The organism is Paenibacillus rigui (genome assembly GCF_002234615.1).
Classification (GTDB): domain Bacteria; phylum Bacillota; class Bacilli; order Paenibacillales; family NBRC-103111; genus Paenibacillus_S; species Paenibacillus_S rigui.
The window spans coordinates 1-18,995 of record NZ_NMQW01000008.1 but is presented as its reverse complement, the minus strand read 5'-3'; the positions used below and the strand labels follow the sequence as shown (position 1 = coordinate 18,995).

19 protein-coding genes and 1 riboswitch are annotated in these 18,995 nt (G+C 51.3%); of the genes, 5 read left to right on the top strand and 14 right to left on the bottom strand.

Annotated features, from left to right (window positions below):
- Positions 1-31: 31 nt before the first annotated feature.
- The 7 genes from CF651_RS05405 to CF651_RS05375 form a co-directional block, all read right to left on the bottom strand.
- Positions 32-748, bottom strand: coding sequence for a GntR family transcriptional regulator (locus CF651_RS05405; RefSeq protein ID WP_094014097.1), 717 nt, complete (start codon positions 746-748; stop codon positions 32-34).
- 11 nt (positions 749-759) lie between these two features.
- Positions 760-1,782, bottom strand: a complete 1,023-nt coding sequence (locus tag CF651_RS05400) for a sugar kinase (protein WP_094013842.1) — start codon at positions 1,780-1,782, stop codon at positions 760-762.
- Complete coding sequence (gene dagF / locus CF651_RS05395) at positions 1,775-2,530, bottom strand: 2-dehydro-3-deoxy-phosphogluconate aldolase (protein ID WP_094013841.1); 756 nt, start codon at positions 2,528-2,530, stop codon at positions 1,775-1,777. Before dagF ends, CF651_RS05400 begins: the two co-directional genes overlap by 8 nt.
- 1 nt (position 2,531) lies before the next feature.
- Positions 2,532-3,644: a DgaE family pyridoxal phosphate-dependent ammonia lyase gene (locus CF651_RS05390; RefSeq protein WP_094013840.1), complete on the bottom strand. Its 1,113-nt coding sequence runs from the start codon at positions 3,642-3,644 to the stop codon at positions 2,532-2,534.
- Complete coding sequence (locus CF651_RS05385; protein WP_094013839.1) at positions 3,622-4,722, bottom strand: amidohydrolase/deacetylase family metallohydrolase; 1,101 nt, start codon at positions 4,720-4,722, stop codon at positions 3,622-3,624. Before CF651_RS05385 ends, CF651_RS05390 begins: the two co-directional genes overlap by 23 nt.
- Before the next feature lie 142 nt (positions 4,723-4,864).
- Complete coding sequence (locus CF651_RS05380) at positions 4,865-5,707, bottom strand: C40 family peptidase (RefSeq protein ID WP_245855715.1); 843 nt, start codon at positions 5,705-5,707, stop codon at positions 4,865-4,867.
- A 3-nt stretch (positions 5,708-5,710) separates the two neighbouring features.
- Positions 5,711-5,859, bottom strand: a riboswitch (cyclic di-AMP (ydaO/yuaA leader).
- Positions 5,860-5,928: 69 nt separating this feature from the next.
- Positions 5,929-6,378: a DUF441 domain-containing protein gene (locus tag CF651_RS05375; RefSeq protein WP_094013838.1), complete on the bottom strand. Its 450-nt coding sequence runs from the start codon at positions 6,376-6,378 to the stop codon at positions 5,929-5,931.
- 263 nt (positions 6,379-6,641) lie between these two features.
- Between CF651_RS05375 and CF651_RS05370 the strand changes: the two genes are divergently transcribed.
- Together CF651_RS05370 and CF651_RS05365 are read left to right on the top strand one after the other, a co-directional pair.
- Positions 6,642-7,343 carry a L,D-transpeptidase family protein gene (locus tag CF651_RS05370; protein WP_094013837.1) on the top strand — a complete coding sequence of 234 codons (702 nt, stop codon included), beginning with the start codon at positions 6,642-6,644 and terminating at the stop codon, positions 7,341-7,343.
- Positions 7,344-7,381: 38 nt separating this feature from the next.
- Positions 7,382-8,080: a YetF domain-containing protein gene (locus CF651_RS05365; protein WP_094013836.1), complete on the top strand. Its 699-nt coding sequence runs from the start codon at positions 7,382-7,384 to the stop codon at positions 8,078-8,080.
- 64 nt (positions 8,081-8,144) lie between these two features.
- Here CF651_RS05365 and CF651_RS05360 read toward each other — a convergent pair whose 3' ends face one another.
- Together CF651_RS05360 and CF651_RS05355 are read right to left on the bottom strand one after the other, a co-directional pair.
- Positions 8,145-9,230 (bottom strand): sensor histidine kinase, encoded by a 1,086-nt coding sequence (locus CF651_RS05360; protein WP_094013835.1) that lies wholly within the window; start codon positions 9,228-9,230, stop codon positions 8,145-8,147.
- Positions 9,227-9,919 carry a response regulator transcription factor gene (locus CF651_RS05355; protein WP_094014095.1) on the bottom strand — a complete coding sequence of 231 codons (693 nt, stop codon included), beginning with the start codon at positions 9,917-9,919 and terminating at the stop codon, positions 9,227-9,229. Before CF651_RS05355 ends, CF651_RS05360 begins: the two co-directional genes overlap by 4 nt.
- 212 nt (positions 9,920-10,131) lie before the next feature.
- Between CF651_RS05355 and CF651_RS05350 the strand changes: the two genes are divergently transcribed.
- On the top strand, positions 10,132-10,806 hold the full coding sequence (locus CF651_RS05350) for a DUF2306 domain-containing protein (protein WP_094013834.1): 675 nt from the start codon (positions 10,132-10,134) through the stop codon (positions 10,804-10,806).
- A 460-nt stretch (positions 10,807-11,266) separates the two neighbouring features.
- Here the strand turns inward: CF651_RS05350 and CF651_RS05340 are convergent, their stop codons facing one another.
- From CF651_RS05340 to CF651_RS05330, 3 genes are all read right to left on the bottom strand, one after another.
- Positions 11,267-13,378, bottom strand: coding sequence for an ABC transporter ATP-binding protein (locus CF651_RS05340; protein ID WP_094013832.1), 2,112 nt, complete (start codon positions 13,376-13,378; stop codon positions 11,267-11,269).
- A complete protein-coding gene (locus tag CF651_RS05335; RefSeq protein ID WP_094013831.1) occupies positions 13,375-15,183 on the bottom strand; it encodes an ABC transporter ATP-binding protein in 1,809 nt (602 codons plus the stop codon). Before CF651_RS05335 ends, CF651_RS05340 begins: the two co-directional genes overlap by 4 nt.
- Before the next feature lie 133 nt (positions 15,184-15,316).
- A complete protein-coding gene (locus CF651_RS05330; protein ID WP_094013830.1) occupies positions 15,317-15,643 on the bottom strand; it encodes a hypothetical protein in 327 nt (108 codons plus the stop codon).
- Between the two features lie 180 nt (positions 15,644-15,823).
- Between CF651_RS05330 and CF651_RS05325 the strand changes: the two genes are divergently transcribed.
- Positions 15,824-16,804 carry a metal-dependent hydrolase gene (locus tag CF651_RS05325; RefSeq protein WP_094013829.1) on the top strand — a complete coding sequence of 327 codons (981 nt, stop codon included), beginning with the start codon at positions 15,824-15,826 and terminating at the stop codon, positions 16,802-16,804.
- Between the two features lie 281 nt (positions 16,805-17,085).
- Here CF651_RS05325 and CF651_RS05320 read toward each other — a convergent pair whose 3' ends face one another.
- Positions 17,086-17,310: an alpha/beta-type small acid-soluble spore protein gene (locus CF651_RS05320; RefSeq protein ID WP_094013828.1), complete on the bottom strand. Its 225-nt coding sequence runs from the start codon at positions 17,308-17,310 to the stop codon at positions 17,086-17,088.
- Between the two features lie 150 nt (positions 17,311-17,460).
- On the opposite strand from CF651_RS05320, the gene CF651_RS05315 reads away from it, so the two are divergent.
- Positions 17,461-17,661: a DUF5325 family protein gene (locus CF651_RS05315; RefSeq protein WP_094013827.1), complete on the top strand. Its 201-nt coding sequence runs from the start codon at positions 17,461-17,463 to the stop codon at positions 17,659-17,661.
- Positions 17,662-17,735: 74 nt separating this feature from the next.
- Here the strand turns inward: CF651_RS05315 and trpS are convergent, their stop codons facing one another.
- Positions 17,736-18,719: a tryptophan--tRNA ligase gene (gene trpS, locus CF651_RS05310; RefSeq protein ID WP_094013826.1), complete on the bottom strand. Its 984-nt coding sequence runs from the start codon at positions 18,717-18,719 to the stop codon at positions 17,736-17,738.
- Between the last annotated feature and the right edge of the window lie 276 nt (positions 18,720-18,995).

The window sequence follows — 18,995 nt, the reverse complement described above, 5'->3', positions numbered from 1 at the left end:
GTCCCTCTTTCGAGAACCGCTCCCTCCAAAGCTATACCTCGTAATTCACCACATACGTTTGCTGCTCCGTGTGATAATATCCGATGCTGTATTCTACAACCTCATCGTTCTCCCCGTAGGAATAGCGGGTTCGCTTCAACAAAGGCGTTCCTGGCGCAACGCCTAAAATGCGCCCTGCCTCTGCGGGAGCCAGCGAGGCTGCGAACTCATCCCGAAACCGCACCAGCGCGATGTTCTGCTCCTCCAGCAGCTCATAGAGCGACTGGGCATTCGGCTCCGGGGACAGCTCGGCGTCCTCCATTTGCCCGCTCAAGTAGTGGGTATAATGGATGTAAGGGACACCGTTGAGACGATATACGCGTTCAATGCGCAGACAGCGGCTTCCGAACAAGCGGTGCAGCTCGCTTCCTTCCTCATTGTCCACGGTCTCGGCATGCAGCCATTGCTTTTCAATCCGGTGGCCTTCCTCGACCAGGACTTCCGTAAACCTTTTCCACCTGGACAGCTTGGAGGCCGAGGTATTGCGGATCACCTTGGTGCCACGGCCGCTTCCTTTTTCCAGATAGCCTTCCTGCACCAGCTCCTGTATCGCATTGCGCACCGTAATTTTACTGACCTGGAATTCCTCCTCCAGCTGCGGCTCCGACGGAATGGTGCCTCCAAGCGGGTACATCCCATGCAAAATCCGGTCTTTCACAATATGTTTAATTTGCAAATATAACGGTTTATTTCTCCGGGATAAATTCACGGCTGCATCCACTACCTTTCTACATCACCCACAGCTTCCGTCATCGCACGCCGTATTTCCTGCTCCGACGACATCGGTGTATCACCGGCAATCGTATGGGCAAGCATTCCGGCGGCAGCCGCAAAGCCAACGGTTGTCTCCGGAGGGAAGCCGTTCAGCTCCCCATGAATAATCCCGCTCGTATAGGCGTCTCCTGCCCCTATTCTATCATAGACGGCAAAATTTAGGGTACGCGAAAAGGTAAACACCCGCTCCTTATACATGAACCCGCGCAGTGAGTGCGTGTTGTTTCCTTGAATGGAGCGGTGTGTTCCTGCAATGACGGCAATATCGTACTGAGCCGCTACAGCGGGAATCAGCTCCCGCAGCTGCTCCTCACGTCCTTCTCGGGAGGCCGGAATCATGCCAAGCGTGTACATCGCGTCCTTCTCGTTCATCATGACGATATCCGCCAGCTGCAGCATGGCCTCGTAGTGAGGCCGTGCCTTTTCATAGCCATTGTCGCCCCACAGGGAGGGTCTGTAATTGCAGTCGAACACGACCGTCCCTCCGGCGGCTTTGACCGCCTTGGCCAATACCTGCATATGCTGGCGAACGCCATCATTCATTGCCAGCGTAATGCCGCAAAAATGAACAAGCTTGACCGTCCTCGCAATGCTGTCAACATCATATTCGCCTGCAGGCGCCGTATTAAAGCTGCTCTCCAGACGGTTCGAATAGGTCACCCGGCTCGGGCGGGTACCAAACCCGCTCTCCAGGAAGTACATGCCCATGTATTGACCCCCCCGCTTCAAAAATGCCGGATGAATCCCCAGCTTTCCGAGACTGGATGCGGCCGCATCCCCGACAGGGTTGGCCGGCAAACGGGATACCATGTAGCCCGTATGCCCTAACCGGGTGAGGGCGGCAGCCACATTGACACCCGTACCGGAGAACGAATAATTTAACGTGTTTGCTTGCGTCAGCAGCTCGCAGCCCGGAACCGCAAGCCGCATCATCACTTCTCCGAAAGCGGCGACCTTCGCATTAGGCATGCAAATCCACCCATTTCTTGACTATGGCCAGCAATTCCCGTACGTCCGTTGCGCGGGTCCTTCCGGTTGCCTTATCGATAATGGACGAATATACATGGGGAATGATTTGCGGCACACCGGCCTCCAGCGCAATGCGCAGAATGGCTTCGAAATTGTCCTTGTCGATGCCCCCGGTCGGCTCCAGCGCGAACGCCTCTTCGGCGCAGGCTTGAGCAACCGCCCGGAGTTCGTCCTCCCGACTGAGACCGTTCATCGGGAAATATTTGAGGGCATTGCCGCCCATGTCACGAACTAGTGCAATCGCCGTTTTGACCGGAACAATCGCATGCTCATCCAAAGCTGCGCTGACCGGGCCGGTGGAAATATTGACGTAGCCTGCGCGGCCTGTTGGCGATACGAGGCTGTTAATCCAGCTGTCCTTCCCGCCTAGATTCGCTCTCGTGGCTCCTACCGAGGGGAATACCTGATTGATATGGGTTCCCGAATAATGCTTCGCTATTTCTGCAACGACTGCGGCCTGCCGGTTATCCCCTGCGCCTAAGCCGATCGATACGGCATCGTCGATCGCTTCGCCGTACTGCTTCATGGCAGAAACCGCTTCTTCTACGGTAGCATAATCTTTTGACAGCACGCCGACCAGCACGAAGCCTTCGGCGGCTTCGAACACTTCCTTGGCATTATCAATACGGTTCGCAAGCACATTCAGGGCGACGCGGCCTTTATAAAATCGTTTCGCTATATTCGACATGCTATAAGCTCCCTCCATTTGTAACCAATTCACGGACACGGTCTGCGATGACATCCATATCGTTACCCTGCAGCGGACGCGGGTCAATATCGAAAAAACCTTGCTTCACGCCATAATCCCGAGTATAAATGGCGATGTCGCCTTCCTGCAAACCCTTCACCACTTCTTTGGCAGTCGTGCCGGAGGCCTGCGGATCAATGGCGATTCTGGCGCGGAAGATGGTACGGCCCGCTTCATCCTGTACAATCGTGACGCGGACTCCCGGCAGCTCACCGAGCGGCATGAGCGCCTGCAGCGAAGCCTTCTCCTGCCCGCTCTTATCTTCCTTGACTCCGTACTCATCCAGCGCCTGCAGCAGTCCGAAGGTCGTTTCCTTGCCGACCTTCATGCTGCGTCCAATGCCGTGAAGCTGCACCTTCACCCACTCGATATACTTGCGCTTTCCTCCGATGATGCCGGAGGTCGGACCCTCGATCGCCTTGGAGCCACTGTAAATCGCAAGATCCGAAACCTTGACATACTTCTGGATATCCTCCTCCGCTGCCGCATCCACGATCAGCGGAACGCCGGTGCGCTGCGAGATTTCCCAGGCTTCCTCTACGGAAATCATATTTTTCTGCACCGCATGATGGGATTTCACATAAAGTATCGCCGCGGTTTTATCAGAGATAGCCTCCTCGATATGCTCCGCCTTGCCTTCATTCGCATAGCCTGCTTCGACCAGCTTCCCTCCGCCTAAATAGACCATCGTTTCTACCGGTGCGCCGTACTGCACATTATGTCCTTTTAATATAATAATTTCATTCTTGATAATCTCGTCTTGATGCAGACGCTCACTCCTGCGGCGGTTCCCTTCCGTCACGATCCCCGCGACCGAGAGAGCAATCCCGCTTGATGCCGAATTGACAACCAGCGCCGCCTCCGAGCCTAGTATCCGTGCGATGTAATCCCCCGCCTTGTCTACGAGATCGGCTATTTCCACGTAGCTTTGTCCGCCCCGCTTCATCGCCTCCATCACGGTATCCGTCGGAGCCGATACCCCGAGGATACTCATGCGCCCGCTCGCGTTAATCACTCGCTTCAAGCCATATTTAGCATTCAATGAATTCGCCATTTACTACCGCTCCCTTGGTTTCTATTCTAACCTCCGCCATCCTTCGGTCTCCCTCGGAATCGACTAGAACTGTCGGCTCAACGCACAACCTGAACAAAGTCAGATTCGCTGTGTCCCCTGCCTGGATTCGTCCCAGCTCCGGCTTGCCAAGCCAGCTTGCGGCACGGGTCGTGACGGCAGCGATCACTTCCTCAAGCGAATAGCCCAAATAAAGAAATTTGGTCAGAATGTGGGCCATGCTGTACACGGGACCGTTGATCCGGTTGCCGCGATAAATGTCCGTGCTGATGGTGTCAAACCGGATACCGTGCCGCTTGGCCGCCTCCGCAACCTTGAACGAGAAGCTGGCCGTGCCGTGACCCACATCAAGATGCACGCCTCGCGCGATCGCATCCGTTAGCACGGGAAGCGGCGCCATGCCGGCATCGAACAAATGATTGGCCTTGCCGTTAAGATAGTGGGTGAGCACATCGCCTTTCTTGAGCAGAGGGATCACCTCCTCGATACTCGGCGGACCTGATCCGATATGTACCATAAGCGGCAAGCCGGTTTCCTCCGAAAGGCTTCTGGCCCTATGCAGCGGCTCGATCCCGCTGTCACGGACGACACTCTTGCTTATGCGTGCCTTTAATCCCACAATAACATCCTTATACTTGTGAATCGAGTGCTTGACTTTCTCCGAATCGATCCAGTCCAGGTTGGATAGTTCGTCGATACGCTGCAAACCAATGTGCGAAATGTTCAAAAAAGCGAATACATTCGTTTTGGCTCCCGCCCGGCTGGCAGCCAGCTCCCCGATCCGGTCCGCTCCGCAGCTTCCCGCATCGACAATCGTCGTAACGCCCTGCTTCACACCGATCTCATCGATCTCATCACCGTACGGATCCAATTGCGGCAAGGCATGTACGTGCAGATCGATCCAACCGCTGGAGACGTAGGCTCCGAAACCATCCAGGATTCGAGGGCCGCGGCCGCTTCCGGGCGGTGTCACCTCAGCAATCTTCCCTTCATGTATCACAAGGTCGAGGGCTTCTCCGGTCACCCGCTTGACGTTGCGCAGTACGAAGCTTTCTTTCATTCCACTCACCTTTTTCTCCAACTCTATTATGGTTATAACGTTATAATGTTTAAAGTATCACACAATAAGTTCGATGTAAACAAAAAAAACAGGCTGCCGAAGCAACCTGTTTCATCCTGCCTTCACTTTGGATAAATGAATCCTATAAGCTTTTTGCGCCTATGTATCTCGAGCCCCAATAAGAACTGGAGAGTGAATCGATATGAACCCCGTGGGACGTTGTAGCTGAGATGAATTGGCCGTTACCGAGGTAGATCCCTACATGGGACGTTCCGCTTTTGGAGAAGAAGACCAAATCGCCCGGCTTGGGACTAGCTACCGCCACTCCTACACTATCGTACATTTCGGTAGAGGTTCGCGGCAAATCCATTCCCCGTTTTTGGTTAAATACATAACGTACGAACCCGGAACAGTCAAAGCCGTCAGGTGTCGTGCCTCCCCAAGCATACGGAACCCCAAGATAGCCTTGGGCAAATTCGAGCACGCCATCCTGCTGCTTGGGCTTGTACCAAGCCGGGGCATGGTATTTCCCATCGGCATCCACGATAGCGATCCGGTTGTCGTCATCCCATTGCACCTTGCTGCCCAAGGTTTCCGAGACGAACCGGAGCGGAATATAGACGCTGCCTTGGGCCATGCCGATCATCGAATTCAAGTTCACTTGCTTTCCGTTGAGGACAACGAAGGAATCTCCCGTCTTCAAGGCTAAGGTCTGATCGTCTTTTTTCATTGTAACTTTAATTTCTCTGCCTTCCTGTGACCAGCCGATCTGGTAGCCGAGCGACTCCATCAAAGGCCGGAACGGCACTTGCAGCTGAGAGCTCCCATCCACGACCGGCTGTCCTTCGGGAAACAGAACGATCTTGTCGTTCACCTGAATTTTGACGCTTTCCTCCGGGGCGGCTGCATGTGCATGAACGACCGAAAAGAGGGCGCACGAAACAAATGCGCATGAAAAAACAAACATTTTACCAAAAAGCTTCAAAGCCAAATTCCTCCTATTCGCCTCCGAGGTTAGTTGACGGGTTAGGGAAGAGGTTTCCCTTAGTCGCTGCCTATAGGCACGCGAATATTCACCCCAAGAAAGAAGTCCCCCGTACAAGCACTTGTGCTGTGCTGATTCGGCATTTTTTACAAAAAGCTATCCATCCAATATATTCGTTGCCCGGTCTGTAAATCGGTGGGTCCATCCTGCAGCAGTTGGCGTCATTTCCCAAGAAATAAGGATAAAATGCCTGCCGCAATCAACGGTCCCACGGGAACGCCCTTCAAGAACGCGACACCCAAAATCGTGCCCAGCAGCAATCCGGTCACAATGGTCGGCTGGTTCGTCATCAGCATAGCCCCGCGTCCGCCCAAGTAAGCCACTAGTACACCGACCGCTACTGCGAGCAGAGACTTCCAATGAAAAAACGATTCGTACAACGTTTGTACGGTAATTTTGCCGCTGGCCAGTGGTGCCAGTATCCCAACCGTCAGGACAATAATACCGATCGTCAGACCGTATTTTTCAATCCATGGAAACGCCTGGTGCAAATTCACGACTCGCAGCAGCAGCAGAAAAACAACTGCGATCGTAATGGAATTGTTATTGCTCACGATCCCAAGGGCCGCAAAAATTAAAAGCACGACGGAAGGCATGTCTATTTGAGGCATAAGGACAAAACTCCCCCTTTGCATTCCATAATTCGACAACATGTTCCATCATACAGGAATCAGGGGCAAAAATACAGGGGGACGAAAGCCGTATTTTCTCGGGATATAGGGCTTATGCTGTTAAAACCCCGGAAGCCGAATCGGCATCTTCATCAAATAAGAATGAGACGGTTAGGGCATCATCTATCGAAAATAATGAATGAACTTCCACCTCAGGGACAACCTAGATCATACATTAAAATTTAACTGGTGGAGAACAAAACATGCGAAGCCTGCGATATTTTATACTGCGCTCCTTTATACTGCCTTTACTGATTTGGCCCCTGCTTGGAGGAAGTACTTACTCCCCTGCTCATGCCGATACCCCCTTGCCCATTGTCGCTGACCAGGGAATATACATGATAGAAATTTACCCTCAACGTCATCAAATGGTGGTCCGTGTACAAGGGCAAAAATTCAAAACATATCCTATTGCCGTTGGCAATCCGTCCACTCCTACTCCTGTTGGAGAATATCAAATTGTATATAAGGGGAAGGATTGGGCTCCTTCCTTCGGCCCGCGTTGGCTTGGTTTGAACGTCCCTTGGGGAAATTACGGTATTCACGGTACAAATAGGCCCTACTCCATTGGCCAGCACTTGAGTCACGGTTGCATCCGCATGCGCAATAGTGATGTCATAGAGCTATTTGAGATGATACCGGTTGGTACCATTGTAAAAATTTATGGTCATGTATTGGGAGACCCGAATCATGAACCGAGGGATTTGGCGGAGGGCGACGTCGGAGGGGACGTGCAGCTGATTCAGTCTCGGCTGAAAAGCGCCGGTTACTTCAAAGGGATGTGCAACGGAAAGTTTCGCTCGAACACGACCGCAGCCTTAAAAGAATTTCAACGCGATCACAGCCTGATTCCAAATGGCGTCGTCTCGTTAAAGGTATATGAAGAGTTAGGTTTACTCGAGTGAAGACCGCGCCAGGTACATACAATCAACGGAGATGAGTTATGGATCATATTTTTCAGTATTCTCTCAGAACTTTGTTAAGCTTTGTCGCTTTATTGCTGCTAACACGTTTGTTAGGAAAAAAACAGTTGAGCCAAATGACATTTTTTACCTACATCACAGGAATTGCTCTTGGAAACATTGCCGGTGAAATCGTACTGAATAAAGAAATTAAAGCGGCTGCCGGTATTACTGCCATGGCCTTGTGGGCCTTCCTGACGATACTTATTGAGCAATTAGCTCTTAAATCGCCTCTAGTTAGAGTATTGTTTGATGGGGAACCGGCAATCGTCATCAAAAAAGGGAAAATTCAACCAAAAGCCATGGCATTAAGTAAATTAAATATGGATGATTTAAGCATGCTGCTTCGAGATAAAAATGTTTTCTCTGTCCGGGAAGTCGACTATGGGATTCTAGAGCCCAATGGCAAATTAAGCGTATTAAAGAAACAAGAAGAGGAAGCTCCGACCAAAAGGGATCTGAAGCTGCCTATTCAGAAGCGCCTTTATCTTCCGACTGAGCTCATTGTTGACGGTAAAATCGTAAAAAGAAACCTCAAGGAGCTGCAATTAAATCGGGAGTGGCTTGAGGATCAAATCAAATCATTCGGGGTGCAATCCGTAGATGAGGTATTTTTTGCTGAGCTCCAAAGTGATGGGAGTCTTTATTTAGACAAAAAATCTGATCAAACCAGCAGTTAACCGTAAGTATATCTGTGGCTCAAGCTTCTCTCTTTCGGGAATCGTCTAGTTCAACGAAGTTTATTCATCCGCTCGTATCCCGCTTATCAGGAAACCATCCCGTAACCATCGCTCCCCCTTCAGGATGATTGCCGGCCTTCAGCTCTCCCCCATGGGCCCTAAAAATACGCTTCGCTATAGTCAGACCAAGCCCGGTTCCGCCAGACTCCCGGTTTCGCGAGGACTCACCGCGGTATAACGGTTCGAACACCTGCCCAAGATCCGATTCCGGTATGCCGGGACCTGAATCCCGAATGGTTATTGTCACTCTGTCCGGTGCAAAAGAGCAGCTTACCCAAATGACACCATGGCTTGGGATATACCGGACAGCATTATCGAGCAGGTTGTTGAAGGCACGTTCCAAAAGATAGACGTCCCCAAGGATCGTGCCCGATCCCCTGCCTTTCGGAGGCGCTTCAATGTAAAAGGTGATCATCTTGGTTTCGGCTAAGTGACGCAGGGTCTCGACAGATTTGCTGAGAAGCTCCACGACCTCGATTGGCTCTTCCTGATTTAGGTTTTCCATGTATTCCGTTTTGGCAAAAGTGATGAGGTCCGTGACCAGCCGGTCCAATTGGTTGGATTTTTGTATACAAACCTTCACGTAATGGTCCATTTGCTCGGGAGTGGCTGCAATGCCCCGGTCCAGTCCTTCCAAATATCCTTTAAGGGCAAATAACGGCGTGCGCAAATCGTGCGCAATAGACCCGATAAAAAATCGTCTTTCTTCTTCAAGAGCAGACTGCTTCTCAAGAGACCGGCCAAGCCCCCTAACCATGAGGTCAAAGCCATTCTTGACATCTGCTATCTCTCGAATGCCCATAGGGGGTATCGCGATATCCAGATCGCCTTCCGCAATTTGCCGTGCGGCCTTGCCCACGGCTTCGAGCGGCTTGACAATCCATCGGTGCAGACCGTATCCGAACACAGCTGCAGCAGAAAGAACGCCCATGGACATGGCTATCCACACCCCGACTCGGCTGGGTTCCCGAGTACCGATGTGCAGGGATTTGGTTTCGATGAGGTAAACGATAACGTAAGTAAGCCAGGAAAGACTTGAGATCATCAACAAGGCAACGAACAAAACCGTGCGTACCCGGATTGCCTTCATAACGCTTTGCCCTCGAACCGATATCCTATTCCCCAAACATTCGTTATGTAATGTGGCTGACTCGGCTCGGCCTCAATTTTTTCACGTATCCTTGCCATAAGCACCCGTACCGTATGTTTATCCCCAATGCCTTCCCAGAACCGATCCAATAACAGATCGTAGGTAAAGACCTGCCGCGGATGCTCGGCAAGCAAACGAAATACTTCGTATTCTTTTGGAGTAAAGGAAACCGTCTCACCGCCTACATATACTTCCCTCGTCGTAATATTCAACTGAAGCCGGCCGTAATCGATAATGTTCTCTATGACCTGCCCCGATGTGCTGACCCGGCGCAAAACCGCCTTGACGCGTGCAATCACTTCAATGGGAGAAGCGGTCTTCACGATGTAATCATCTCCCCCGATACCAAGCCCCCGGATCTTGTAAAGATCATCGTCCCGCGCGCTTAGAAACAGGATCGGAACATGGCTCGTCTCGCGAATTTTCCTGCACAGGTCAAAGCCGTCCGCTCCAGGCATCATCACGTCCAGAATCAAGCAATCAACCGGATGCTGCTTGAACAAGGCCAGTGCTGTCTCTGCGTCATTTGCCGTTATCACACGAAAGCCGTCATTCGCCAAAAAATCCCTCATAAGCTCAACGATGCTGACGTCATCGTCAATGACCATTACCGTTTTCATTTGATTCATGAAAATCCCTACCTTTTTGGCACGATTAAACCAGGAACCTACCGAATAGTATAACACTTTTCCTCTTAGCGGCAGGAACGGATTGTATGTCGTGATGGGTTCGTGACGGTTTTGTGATGGTTTTGTGATGGTTTGGGTCTTTGTCTTTTGACGGGTCGGAATTAAGCTGGTAGATGTCAAAACTGATTTTAGCAAACAGGGAGGATGTAACAATGAAGCTTGGACGCTTATACGGGGGGATCGTTGCGGTCGCTATCGCATCTATCCTCTGGGCGCTCTTGAATCGATATGTCTGGGATCCGGGTGCAGCAGGTTTCCTTTCGCACAAGCTCGGTCTCAAACATACGCTTGAGGTGCCGGTTTGGTTGACTGTGTTGGATGTCCACATTGCTTTTGCTTCAATTGCTTTACTAGCAGGCATTATAAATATTTCGAGTTGGATACTCCGTCATTACCGGAATGCACATCGAATCGTGGGATACGCTTATTTAATCAGCGTGGTCGGGGTCGTGCTTACTTCCGGATACATGGCTCCGTATGCGACAGGCGGACGAACCATCAGCATGATGTTCAACCTGTGGAATTTGGCTTGGCTTGCCGTCACCTTGACTGCCTATGTTTACGTAAAGCGCAAGAAATTCGACATGCACCGCAATTGGATGATAAGAAACTACGCCTTTTGCTTTACGAATCTCTCTATTCACCTGCTCTTGACCCTATTATCGGGTGTACTGGGGTTGGAATATGTCGTTGCCTACACAGGCAGTGTCATCGGAACCGTGATCCTCCTGCCCCTGTCGGCAGAAGCGGTGATCAGAACAATACGTAAGACGGGAATGGGGTCCACGAATCACGCATGCGGGCATTCAAATGATGCGGTACCGTAAGCAACGAATGAGGAAAGGTACGGCTACCCAAGGCGAAGATGTTGCAGCGTTTGTCGATCCAGTCCTTAGTGGAAATCGAATGACATGGTCACAGCGCGTCACCAAGCCGCTATCGTTACATCTCAAGTTCGAGGTAACGGTGAAAGGGAACGCTATGGTTGGTGTTGCAAAGCGGGCCTCCTGCCTACATCAAAGTAGAGGGAGTCCGGCTGGAATACGCGGATGCGGAGGGTTAATCTTTACTAAGGATCTTATTGAGAAAACCTCCATCGAAGCCTTGCAGACGAGCGACCGCGTTCGGTGCAGGTTTTATCGCCAAAACCAAAATTCACATCCGATAACCTCTATTGTGGTAAAAAAGTAAACCTCATGAACCCGACCGTTATACAAACGGCTGGGTCCATGAGGTTTACGATGGTTACGGCTTTATTTGCTTCCTCCTGGCCGCTATGCCTTAAGCCTACTTCGCCTTCGATATTGGCTTCTGCTCCTTGTACTGGAGCTCATACAATCGGTGATAGTACCCGCGCTGCGCCAGTAGCTGGTAATGATTTCCAATCTCGCGCACCTTGCCCTTATGCATCACGATAATTTGATCCGCATGCTGGATGGTGGACAATCGGTGCGCGACGATCAACGTCGTTCGTCCGGCCGAAATATTGTGCAGCGCATCCTGCACGATCAGCTCCGTCTCCGTATCGATGTTCGACGTCGCCTCATCGAGAATAAGAATCTGCGGTCGGAAAGCAATCGCTCTTGCGAACGATAGCAGCTGCCGCTGTCCGAGCGACAGATTGACGCCGCGCTCTCCGAGCGGTGTATCGTAGCCCATCGGCAGCTCGCGGACGAATTCGTCCATGTGCACCATGCGTGCCGCTTCGAACACCTGCTCATCCGTAATCGCCTTGTTGTTCAAGCGGATATTAGAAGCAATGTCTCCCGTGAACAGGAATACGTCCTGCTGCACAATGCTGATGCAGCGGCGCAGCTCGTCGAGCGGAATGTCCCGAATGTCCACACCGTCGAGACGGATCGTCCCTTTTTGAATATCGTAAAACCGGTTAATCAATTGAATGATCGAGCTTTTCCCCGCGCCGGTCGCACCGACGAAGGCAATCGTTTGCCCCGGCTGGATCGTGAAGCTTACATCCTTCAGCACCCAATCCTCCCGGTTGTACGCGAACCAAACATGCTCAAACGTAATTTCGCCGCGCACCTGCTTCGGCAGGCTCAAAGTTTTCGGTGCATCGACAATCGACGGCTTCTCATCGAGCATATCGAAGATCCGCTCCGCACCTACCATCGCCGTCTGAATCTGATTGTATTTCTCCGCCAGACTCATCAGAGGCTGGAAAAACTGCCGCACATAATGAGTAAAGGCATACACGATACCGAATGTAATGCTTCCGTCAATGACGCTGGCTCCGCCATACCACAGCAGCAGAGCAATGGCCAGGTTCCCGAGGAAGCCGATGGCCGGCTGGAAGATGGAGTTAATGACGGTTCCCCGCATCCCTGCGCGATAAAATTCGGTATTGTGATGATCGAATTGCTCCCACTGCCGCTCCTCCCGGATAAACAGCTGGGTAATCCGGATCCCGGACAAATTCTCGGCCAGGAACGAGTTCAGCCGCGATAAAATAATTCTGGACACCCGCTGCGCATGCCGGATGACGGACCGGTACCAGAAGGTCAGCGCCGCCAGGAAAGGCAGCACCGCAAAGGACAGCAGCGCCAGCCTCGGGCTCATCTGCAGCATAATGATGACGATACCGATCAAGACGATGACGTCCTTGACCAGATTGACAACGACCTGAGAGTACAGCTGGTTCAAGGACTCCGTATCCTGCGTGACCCGTACGACCAGCCTTCCGACCGGATTGCGGTCGAAGTAGGACATCGACATGCGGCTTAGATGCGTAAACAGCCTTTCACGGATATTGAAAATAATTTTTTGCCCCGTAAATTGAAGCAGATTACTCTGCAAGTAACTGAGCACGGCTCCCGCCGTCACTGTCAGCAGGAACAGGATGCCGATCTGCACGAAGCCTGTATAATCCTGCTTGCGGAACGACTCCAGCGCTTTCTCGTCCAGCAGCACCGCCGGATACGATTTACCTCCGGAGAGGACGGCCGTGTCTTGACCCTGGCCTGTCAATTGCACCTCTGCTTGCTGTGTTGGCAGCCAGCCGAAAATCATGTATTCTTGATTGCCCACAGTTACAATCTGCTTCTTGTCCGCCCCAGCGGGAATGCTTTGTAATTGTGCGGCATCCGCCGCATCCAGCCGAACATAATCACGGCCATCCCAACGCGACGCCGAGCCATAAGGCTTGAGCGGTTCCGTCTGGTTCACGGGAGCAGACAGCATCGGCTTGTGCAGCCCGTTAATATGTCCGTCGATCGCTACCTTCATAAGATAAGGTCTTGCCAAATCGGCAACCACAATAAGAAAGGCGAGGGCGATACACAGCAGGATCATTTTCCAATAAGGCCATGCAAAAGACAACAGCCTGGTAAGGAGCTGGCTGTCCTTAAACTTCTTCACTTCACGTTCGCTGTGGATATTCATGCGCCGGCACCTCCCTGCAGCAACCGGGCTTTTAACGCATCATGCTCCTGCCCGTCCTGGCGCTCCGCTTCCTGATCCAGCAGTTGTTTATGGTACATATCCGCATAAATTCCGTTGCGGCGAAGCAGCTGGTCATGGTTGCCTTGCTCCACGATTTTGCCTTCATCCATCACCACAATTTGATCCGCCGCCTGAACCGACGAAATCCGGTGCCCGATAATAATGGTCGTTCGCTTATTCATCACCGACTTCAAGCCCTCCAGGATCAAATCCTCCGTAATCGTATCTACCGCAGATAGACTGTCGTCGAAGATAAGAATCGAAGGCTTCTTAATGATTGCCCGGGCAATGCTTACACGCTGGCGCTGCCCGCCTGATAGCGATATGCCCCGCTCCCCGAGCGCCGTATCGAACTGATCAGGAAACTCTACAATGTTGTCGTATACCTGGGCGACCTTCGATGCCTCAATCACCTGCTCATCGGAATAAGGCTTCGGGTCGAAGCCGATATTGTCCCGAATCGTGGAGGAGAACAAGAATTGATCCTGCGGTACAATCCCGATCTGACCGCGCACCGTGCGCAGCGGAATTTCCCGAATATCGTGCCCGTCAATGAAAACGGTTCCCTTCGGCGCGTTGTACATCCGAACCAACAGGTGAACCAGCGTGCTTTTGCCGCTGCCGACCCGGCCTACGATGGCCAGACTGCTTCCTCTCGGAACTTTAAGATTAATATTTTTAAGCGTTGGCCGTTGCGCTTCCGGATACGAAAAGGTCAGGTTGCGAATTTCGATGTCTCCTTCAATTTGTTCGATATCCTGCTTGGCCGCCATATCGTCCACCACATCCGGCTGCGTCCGGAAAATTTCCATAAGCCGAATCTCGGAGGCTTTGCCCCGCTGCATCAAATTGACGACCTTGCCCAAGTTCTCGATAGGGCCCATGAGCAGAGACAAGTACGTATTGAAGGCCACGAACTCGCCCAAGGTGATCACATGCTTCAGCACCATCACACCGCCCAGAACGACCGACACTAGGAAGCTGAAGCCTACAATCCCCGAGCTTAGCGAGCCGAACAAGGAGTTCGAGCGAACGAATCTCCGGTTCATATCGACCGCGTGCTGGTTATCCTTGGTGAACAGCTTACGCTCCTCTTTTTCCTGTACAAACGCTTTCACAACACGGATACCGGCGGTAAATTCCTGCACCCGGCTCGTTAAATCCGATATTGCACGCTGCATGTCCACCGATTGCTCCATAATCCTCTTATTGAACCGGTACGCCAACAGGCTCAGGAGCGGCAAAGGAAGCATCGTCACCAGCGTCAGCCAAGGGTTTACCGATGTGACCATCGCCACGACCGACACGATGATGAGAAGCCCCGCTTCCATAATGTTAAAATATCCCTGCATCGTTACCTCGCGAATCACACCTACATCGCTGATGGCATGGGACATCAGATCGCCGATCCGCTGATTGTTGAAATATTGCGCCGACAGCTTCTCCCAATGCTTGAACAGATCTCCCCTTACCTTCATTTCCAGCATCCGTGATAAACGGAACAAATAAATCCGGCTCGTTGAGCGGAAAAAAGCGATACCAACCCCAACGACAATCATCCATAAAGCGAATTTCACCGATTCATCCAACGTCAGCGTTGCATTTTGCAATTTGTCTGTAAAATGTCCCAAAAGCTGTGGAATAAGCAGCTGCAGCAGACTGGATATGGACAATAATGCAAATCCAATGATGTAAGGCCAGCGATTCTCCTTAATGTGGCCCCAGAAAATATTGTTCCTCTCCATCCATTCTACCCCCGGGCGCTTCGCGATCTAGAAGCAATTTTCTTTGCAATAACCATACTCTACTGCAAGGCTATTGTAAGATTACCGCGACTCGCCAAAAGATACCATGGATATCCTTACTTCATATTATGGACTATCTTACCTTCACAAAATGCCATATATGTATTTTGCTTTCCCCGCCCTGAACCCATTCTGCCAAAGGCGACCAGTCCACCTGAGCCCAATCGGCAGCCATAGGCAGATGATTTTCAACGTTCCCCGCTTTGTCCTTCCGAATCGCCTTCATTCTCCGATAATCGTCCTGTGACACCCCCTCCCACATCTCCACGTACAGACCGGGCTGGTCCGATCCTTCATATACTTCCAGCTGTGGGCAAACGGCCCTCACCTTCCCTACCCATGCTGAATAAGCTGGCCTGTATTGGGGTAATATTTGATATTCGACAAAGATTTTACTCAATTTTTTCACTCCCTTTGCTTTATTTTGAAGAAGAAAATGATAAACTAATCATATGTCTTTATATCCTGATCTCACAAGTCTTAGAAAACGCCAGCCTTTGATTACGAGGTAAGCTCTTCTTACGGAAAAACACAGCTTTTGCTTACGATGCCAGTTGGAATACTTTTAGGAGGGACACCCATGGACAGCGGAACACATCTAGTGATCGGATTCGGATTGGCGGGACTCGCCTATATCGATCCTGTCGTTGCAGCAGATCCAACCGTTTCTACAGCCGTCTTGATCGGAACGGTCATAGGCTCTCAAGCTCCGGATGCCGATACTTTGCTTCGATTGAAGAGCAATGCGGCTTACATCAAGAATCACCGCGGACTATCCCACTCCTTGCCGGCTCTTGTGTTATGGACCATCTTCATTACCTTGGCGCTCGCACTCTCGTTTCCCGGCCTGCCAATAGGACATGTTGCCATGTGGGTGTTTATCGCCGTCGCCTTTCATGTGTTTACCGATCTGTTCAATACTTATGGAACCCAGGCCTACAGGCCCTTTTCGGAAAAATGGGTGCATTGGAATATTATCCATATTTTCGACCCGTTCATATTTTTAAGCCATATCGTCGCCATTTTCATGTGGTCTGTTCATCTGGTGGAGCCGAATATCATCTTCCCTATTTTGTACACCTGTATTGCAGTGTATTATATATGGAGATCATGGTATCATCATTATCTGGAATCTCATCTGTACCAGCAGGATCCGCACTATCGCAACGGCGACCGCTACTACTTGATACCTACGTTTCATCTTCATGTATGGCAAATTGTCAAAAAGCATGCGGACGGCAGCTTCGCCCTCGGCGGTTATAAAAACAAGCAGATTACTTGGGTCGACGAGGCTTCCTGCGCTTCGCATCCCGCTGTCGAAGCATCCAAGCAGCATAAGGACATTGCCGCTTTCCTGTACTTTACCTCCTTCGCTTGTGCCGAGCTGAGGCAGCACGATTGGGGCTATGAGGTACGCTGGGCCGATGTACGCTACCGCCACCGGAGACAGTATCCATTCGTCGCCGTGCTTCTGATGGATCACGAGATGCAGCCACTCGATTCGTATGTAGGCTGGCTCAGCGATTCCCGGCTGGAGAAAAAGCTTCGGGTCAATACGTAACCGGAACAGTTAACAAGCAACGGGCTGCGGCAGCAGCCCTCTTCTTTTGCTCATTCGGCTAAGGCGAGGAAGGTAGCTACCTGAAGAGTTATAGAGCTGAAGCGACTTGCATTGCAGCATGTCCAGGATTAACGGCTTCGCCATCTTTCCAGTTGGCATGCGTTTGTCAAGGCAGACGAAAGTAAGTTGTAAACTTATACTTTCTTATATGCTCAAAAAGCCCAAGGATTTCTCCTTGAGCTTCTATGATGATGCGTTTGAAGCTGTTCATTCATTCGCGATTAACGGAATTGACCTGCCAGCGATTGCTCTGCAATCTGCACCAGACGACGAGTGATGTGACCACCGATTGCACCTGTATCACGAGTTGCCATGTAACCGTAGTACCCGTCTTGTGGGATTTGAATACCCAACTCTTGAGCTACCTCATACTTCAATTGGTCTAAAGCTGAAGAAGCTTGTGGAACTACTAATGTGTTACTGTTGCTGGATTGTCCTTGTGCCATGATGATCAGCACTCCTTTCAATCTGAATGATATCTTTGATGTATTTGCAAGCTTGCAAACTTATTATGTGATGTACGGAGAAAACTATACACACAATTTGAAAAAGTTTTTTGATTTTCAAATACTCATCAGAAAGGCGGTACCACCCGCATGAACAAAGGACTCGCTCTCTTATTTGCCATTGTAGGCACCCTGCTTCTGGCCGGCATCAGCCTGGGGCTCAGCTTGGGAAACCTATGGCTCGTTATCTTTTTTACCCTCGCTTCAATCGGATTTATCGGCTTTGGCTTTGTCGTCAAAGCGAAGCAAAGAAGACGCAGAGAAGAAGAGGAACGCAACAGCCCGCAGTAATCTATTTTTTCAGGACAAGCCCTATTAGCGGATCCCGGATGCTCGCCATGGTGAGTACCCGGGATTTTGCCGTTTTACAGGACCAGGAAGCCCATTTTCTCTCTCGCAACACGGATCATCTTCTCCGCTTGTTCACCCGCACGCTCCGCTCCTTGGCGAAGAATAGCATAGAGCTCGCCGGATTGGCGGATGTCCTTATACCGCTGTTGGATCGGCTCCAGCACGGAAACGACATGCTCGGCCAAATCCTTCTTGAACGGTCCGTAGCCTTGACCATCGTACAGCGCCTCAATCTCCGCAATCGATTTATTCGAGCATTGGGCATAAATACTCATTAAATTGCTGACCTCCGGCTTGTTTTGAGGATCGAATTTCACCTCGCGGCCGGAATCGGTCACGGCCCGGCTAATTTTTTTGCGAATAACAGCCGGCTCATCCAGCATGGCGATGAAGCTGCCTTGATTCGGATTGCTTTTGCTCATTTTCTTCGATGCATCGTCCAGCGACATGATGCGTGCGCCCACTTTCGGAATGTACGGCTCCGGAATGGTGAACGTATCGCCGAACCGTTGGTTGAAGCGGTGCGCCAAATCGCGCGTCAGCTCCAAATGCTGCTTCTGGTCGTCACCGACAGGTACCAAATCCGCATTGTACAGCAATATGTCTGCCGCCATCAGGGAAGGATAAGTGAACAACCCGGTTCCTACGGATTCCTTGCCCTCCGATTTGTCCTTGAACTGCGTCATCCGCTCCAGCTCACCCATGTAGGTCAGCGTCGTCAACAACCATCCGAGCTCTGCATGCTGATGCACGTGAGACTGTAAAAATACCGTTGCCTTCGCCGGATCGATTCCCGCGGCAATGTATAGTGCCGTCACCGACTCGGTTTGCTCCTTCAGAGCCGCGGGCTCTTGAGGCACCGTAATGGCGTGCAAATCTACGACCATGAAGTAGCAATCGTGCGTGTGCTGGAGCTCTACGTAATTTTTCATGGCTCCAATGTAGTTTCCTAGGGTTGGCTGACCGCTTGGCTGCATGCCGGATAATACTCTTTTCATCTTTGTTTTCCTCCTATGTTTTTGATTCTTTGTTTCTTCTTTTTGTTTTTGTGCTTTTGTGCTTTTGTGCTTGGTTCTTGGCTCTTTGTCTTGTTGGTCTTGGTCTTGACCTTGACCTTGACCCTAGCTGAGCTGGCGCCAGCTCAGCTCACTTCCCTCTAGCCCCCAAACTCCAAGGGGGCGGCTGGAGGGCCTGCAAGCTCCCGGGAAGTCCGGGGAATGCAGCGGAGCGGGCGGATGGTTCCGGAGAAGCGGAGCGTTCGCCTTTGTCCCCGG

Excerpts from the sequence above, each read along its gene's own strand:
- CF651_RS05355 (WP_094014095.1), bottom strand. The coding sequence starts at position 9,919 with ATGAATCAAATGAAAACGGTAATGGTCATTGACGATGACGTCAGCATC.
- CF651_RS05350 (WP_094013834.1), top strand. The coding sequence starts at position 10,132 with ATGAAGCTTGGACGCTTATACGGGGGGATCGTTGCGGTCGCTATCGCA.
- dagF (WP_094013841.1), bottom strand. The coding sequence starts at position 2,530 with ATGTCGAATATAGCGAAACGATTTTATAAAGGCCGCGTCGCCCTGAAT.
- CF651_RS05385 (WP_094013839.1), bottom strand. The coding sequence starts at position 4,722 with ATGAAAGAAAGCTTCGTACTGCGCAACGTCAAGCGGGTGACCGGAGAA.
- CF651_RS05375 (WP_094013838.1), bottom strand. The coding sequence starts at position 6,378 with ATGCCTCAAATAGACATGCCTTCCGTCGTGCTTTTAATTTTTGCGGCC.
- CF651_RS05325 (WP_094013829.1), top strand. The coding sequence starts at position 15,824 with ATGGACAGCGGAACACATCTAGTGATCGGATTCGGATTGGCGGGACTC.
- CF651_RS05335 (WP_094013831.1), bottom strand. The coding sequence starts at position 15,183 with ATGGAGAGGAACAATATTTTCTGGGGCCACATTAAGGAGAATCGCTGG.
- CF651_RS05400 (WP_094013842.1), bottom strand. The coding sequence starts at position 1,782 with ATGCCTAATGCGAAGGTCGCCGCTTTCGGAGAAGTGATGATGCGGCTT.
- trpS (WP_094013826.1), bottom strand. The coding sequence starts at position 18,719 with ATGAAAAGAGTATTATCCGGCATGCAGCCAAGCGGTCAGCCAACCCTA.
- CF651_RS05360 (WP_094013835.1), bottom strand. The coding sequence starts at position 9,230 with ATGAAGGCAATCCGGGTACGCACGGTTTTGTTCGTTGCCTTGTTGATG.
- CF651_RS05340 (WP_094013832.1), bottom strand. The coding sequence starts at position 13,378 with ATGAATATCCACAGCGAACGTGAAGTGAAGAAGTTTAAGGACAGCCAG.
- CF651_RS05390 (WP_094013840.1), bottom strand. The coding sequence starts at position 3,644 with ATGGCGAATTCATTGAATGCTAAATATGGCTTGAAGCGAGTGATTAAC.
- CF651_RS05315 (WP_094013827.1), top strand. The coding sequence starts at position 17,461 with ATGAACAAAGGACTCGCTCTCTTATTTGCCATTGTAGGCACCCTGCTT.
- CF651_RS05320 (WP_094013828.1), bottom strand. The coding sequence starts at position 17,310 with ATGGCACAAGGACAATCCAGCAACAGTAACACATTAGTAGTTCCACAA.
- CF651_RS05370 (WP_094013837.1), top strand. The coding sequence starts at position 6,642 with ATGCGAAGCCTGCGATATTTTATACTGCGCTCCTTTATACTGCCTTTA.
- CF651_RS05365 (WP_094013836.1), top strand. The coding sequence starts at position 7,382 with ATGGATCATATTTTTCAGTATTCTCTCAGAACTTTGTTAAGCTTTGTC.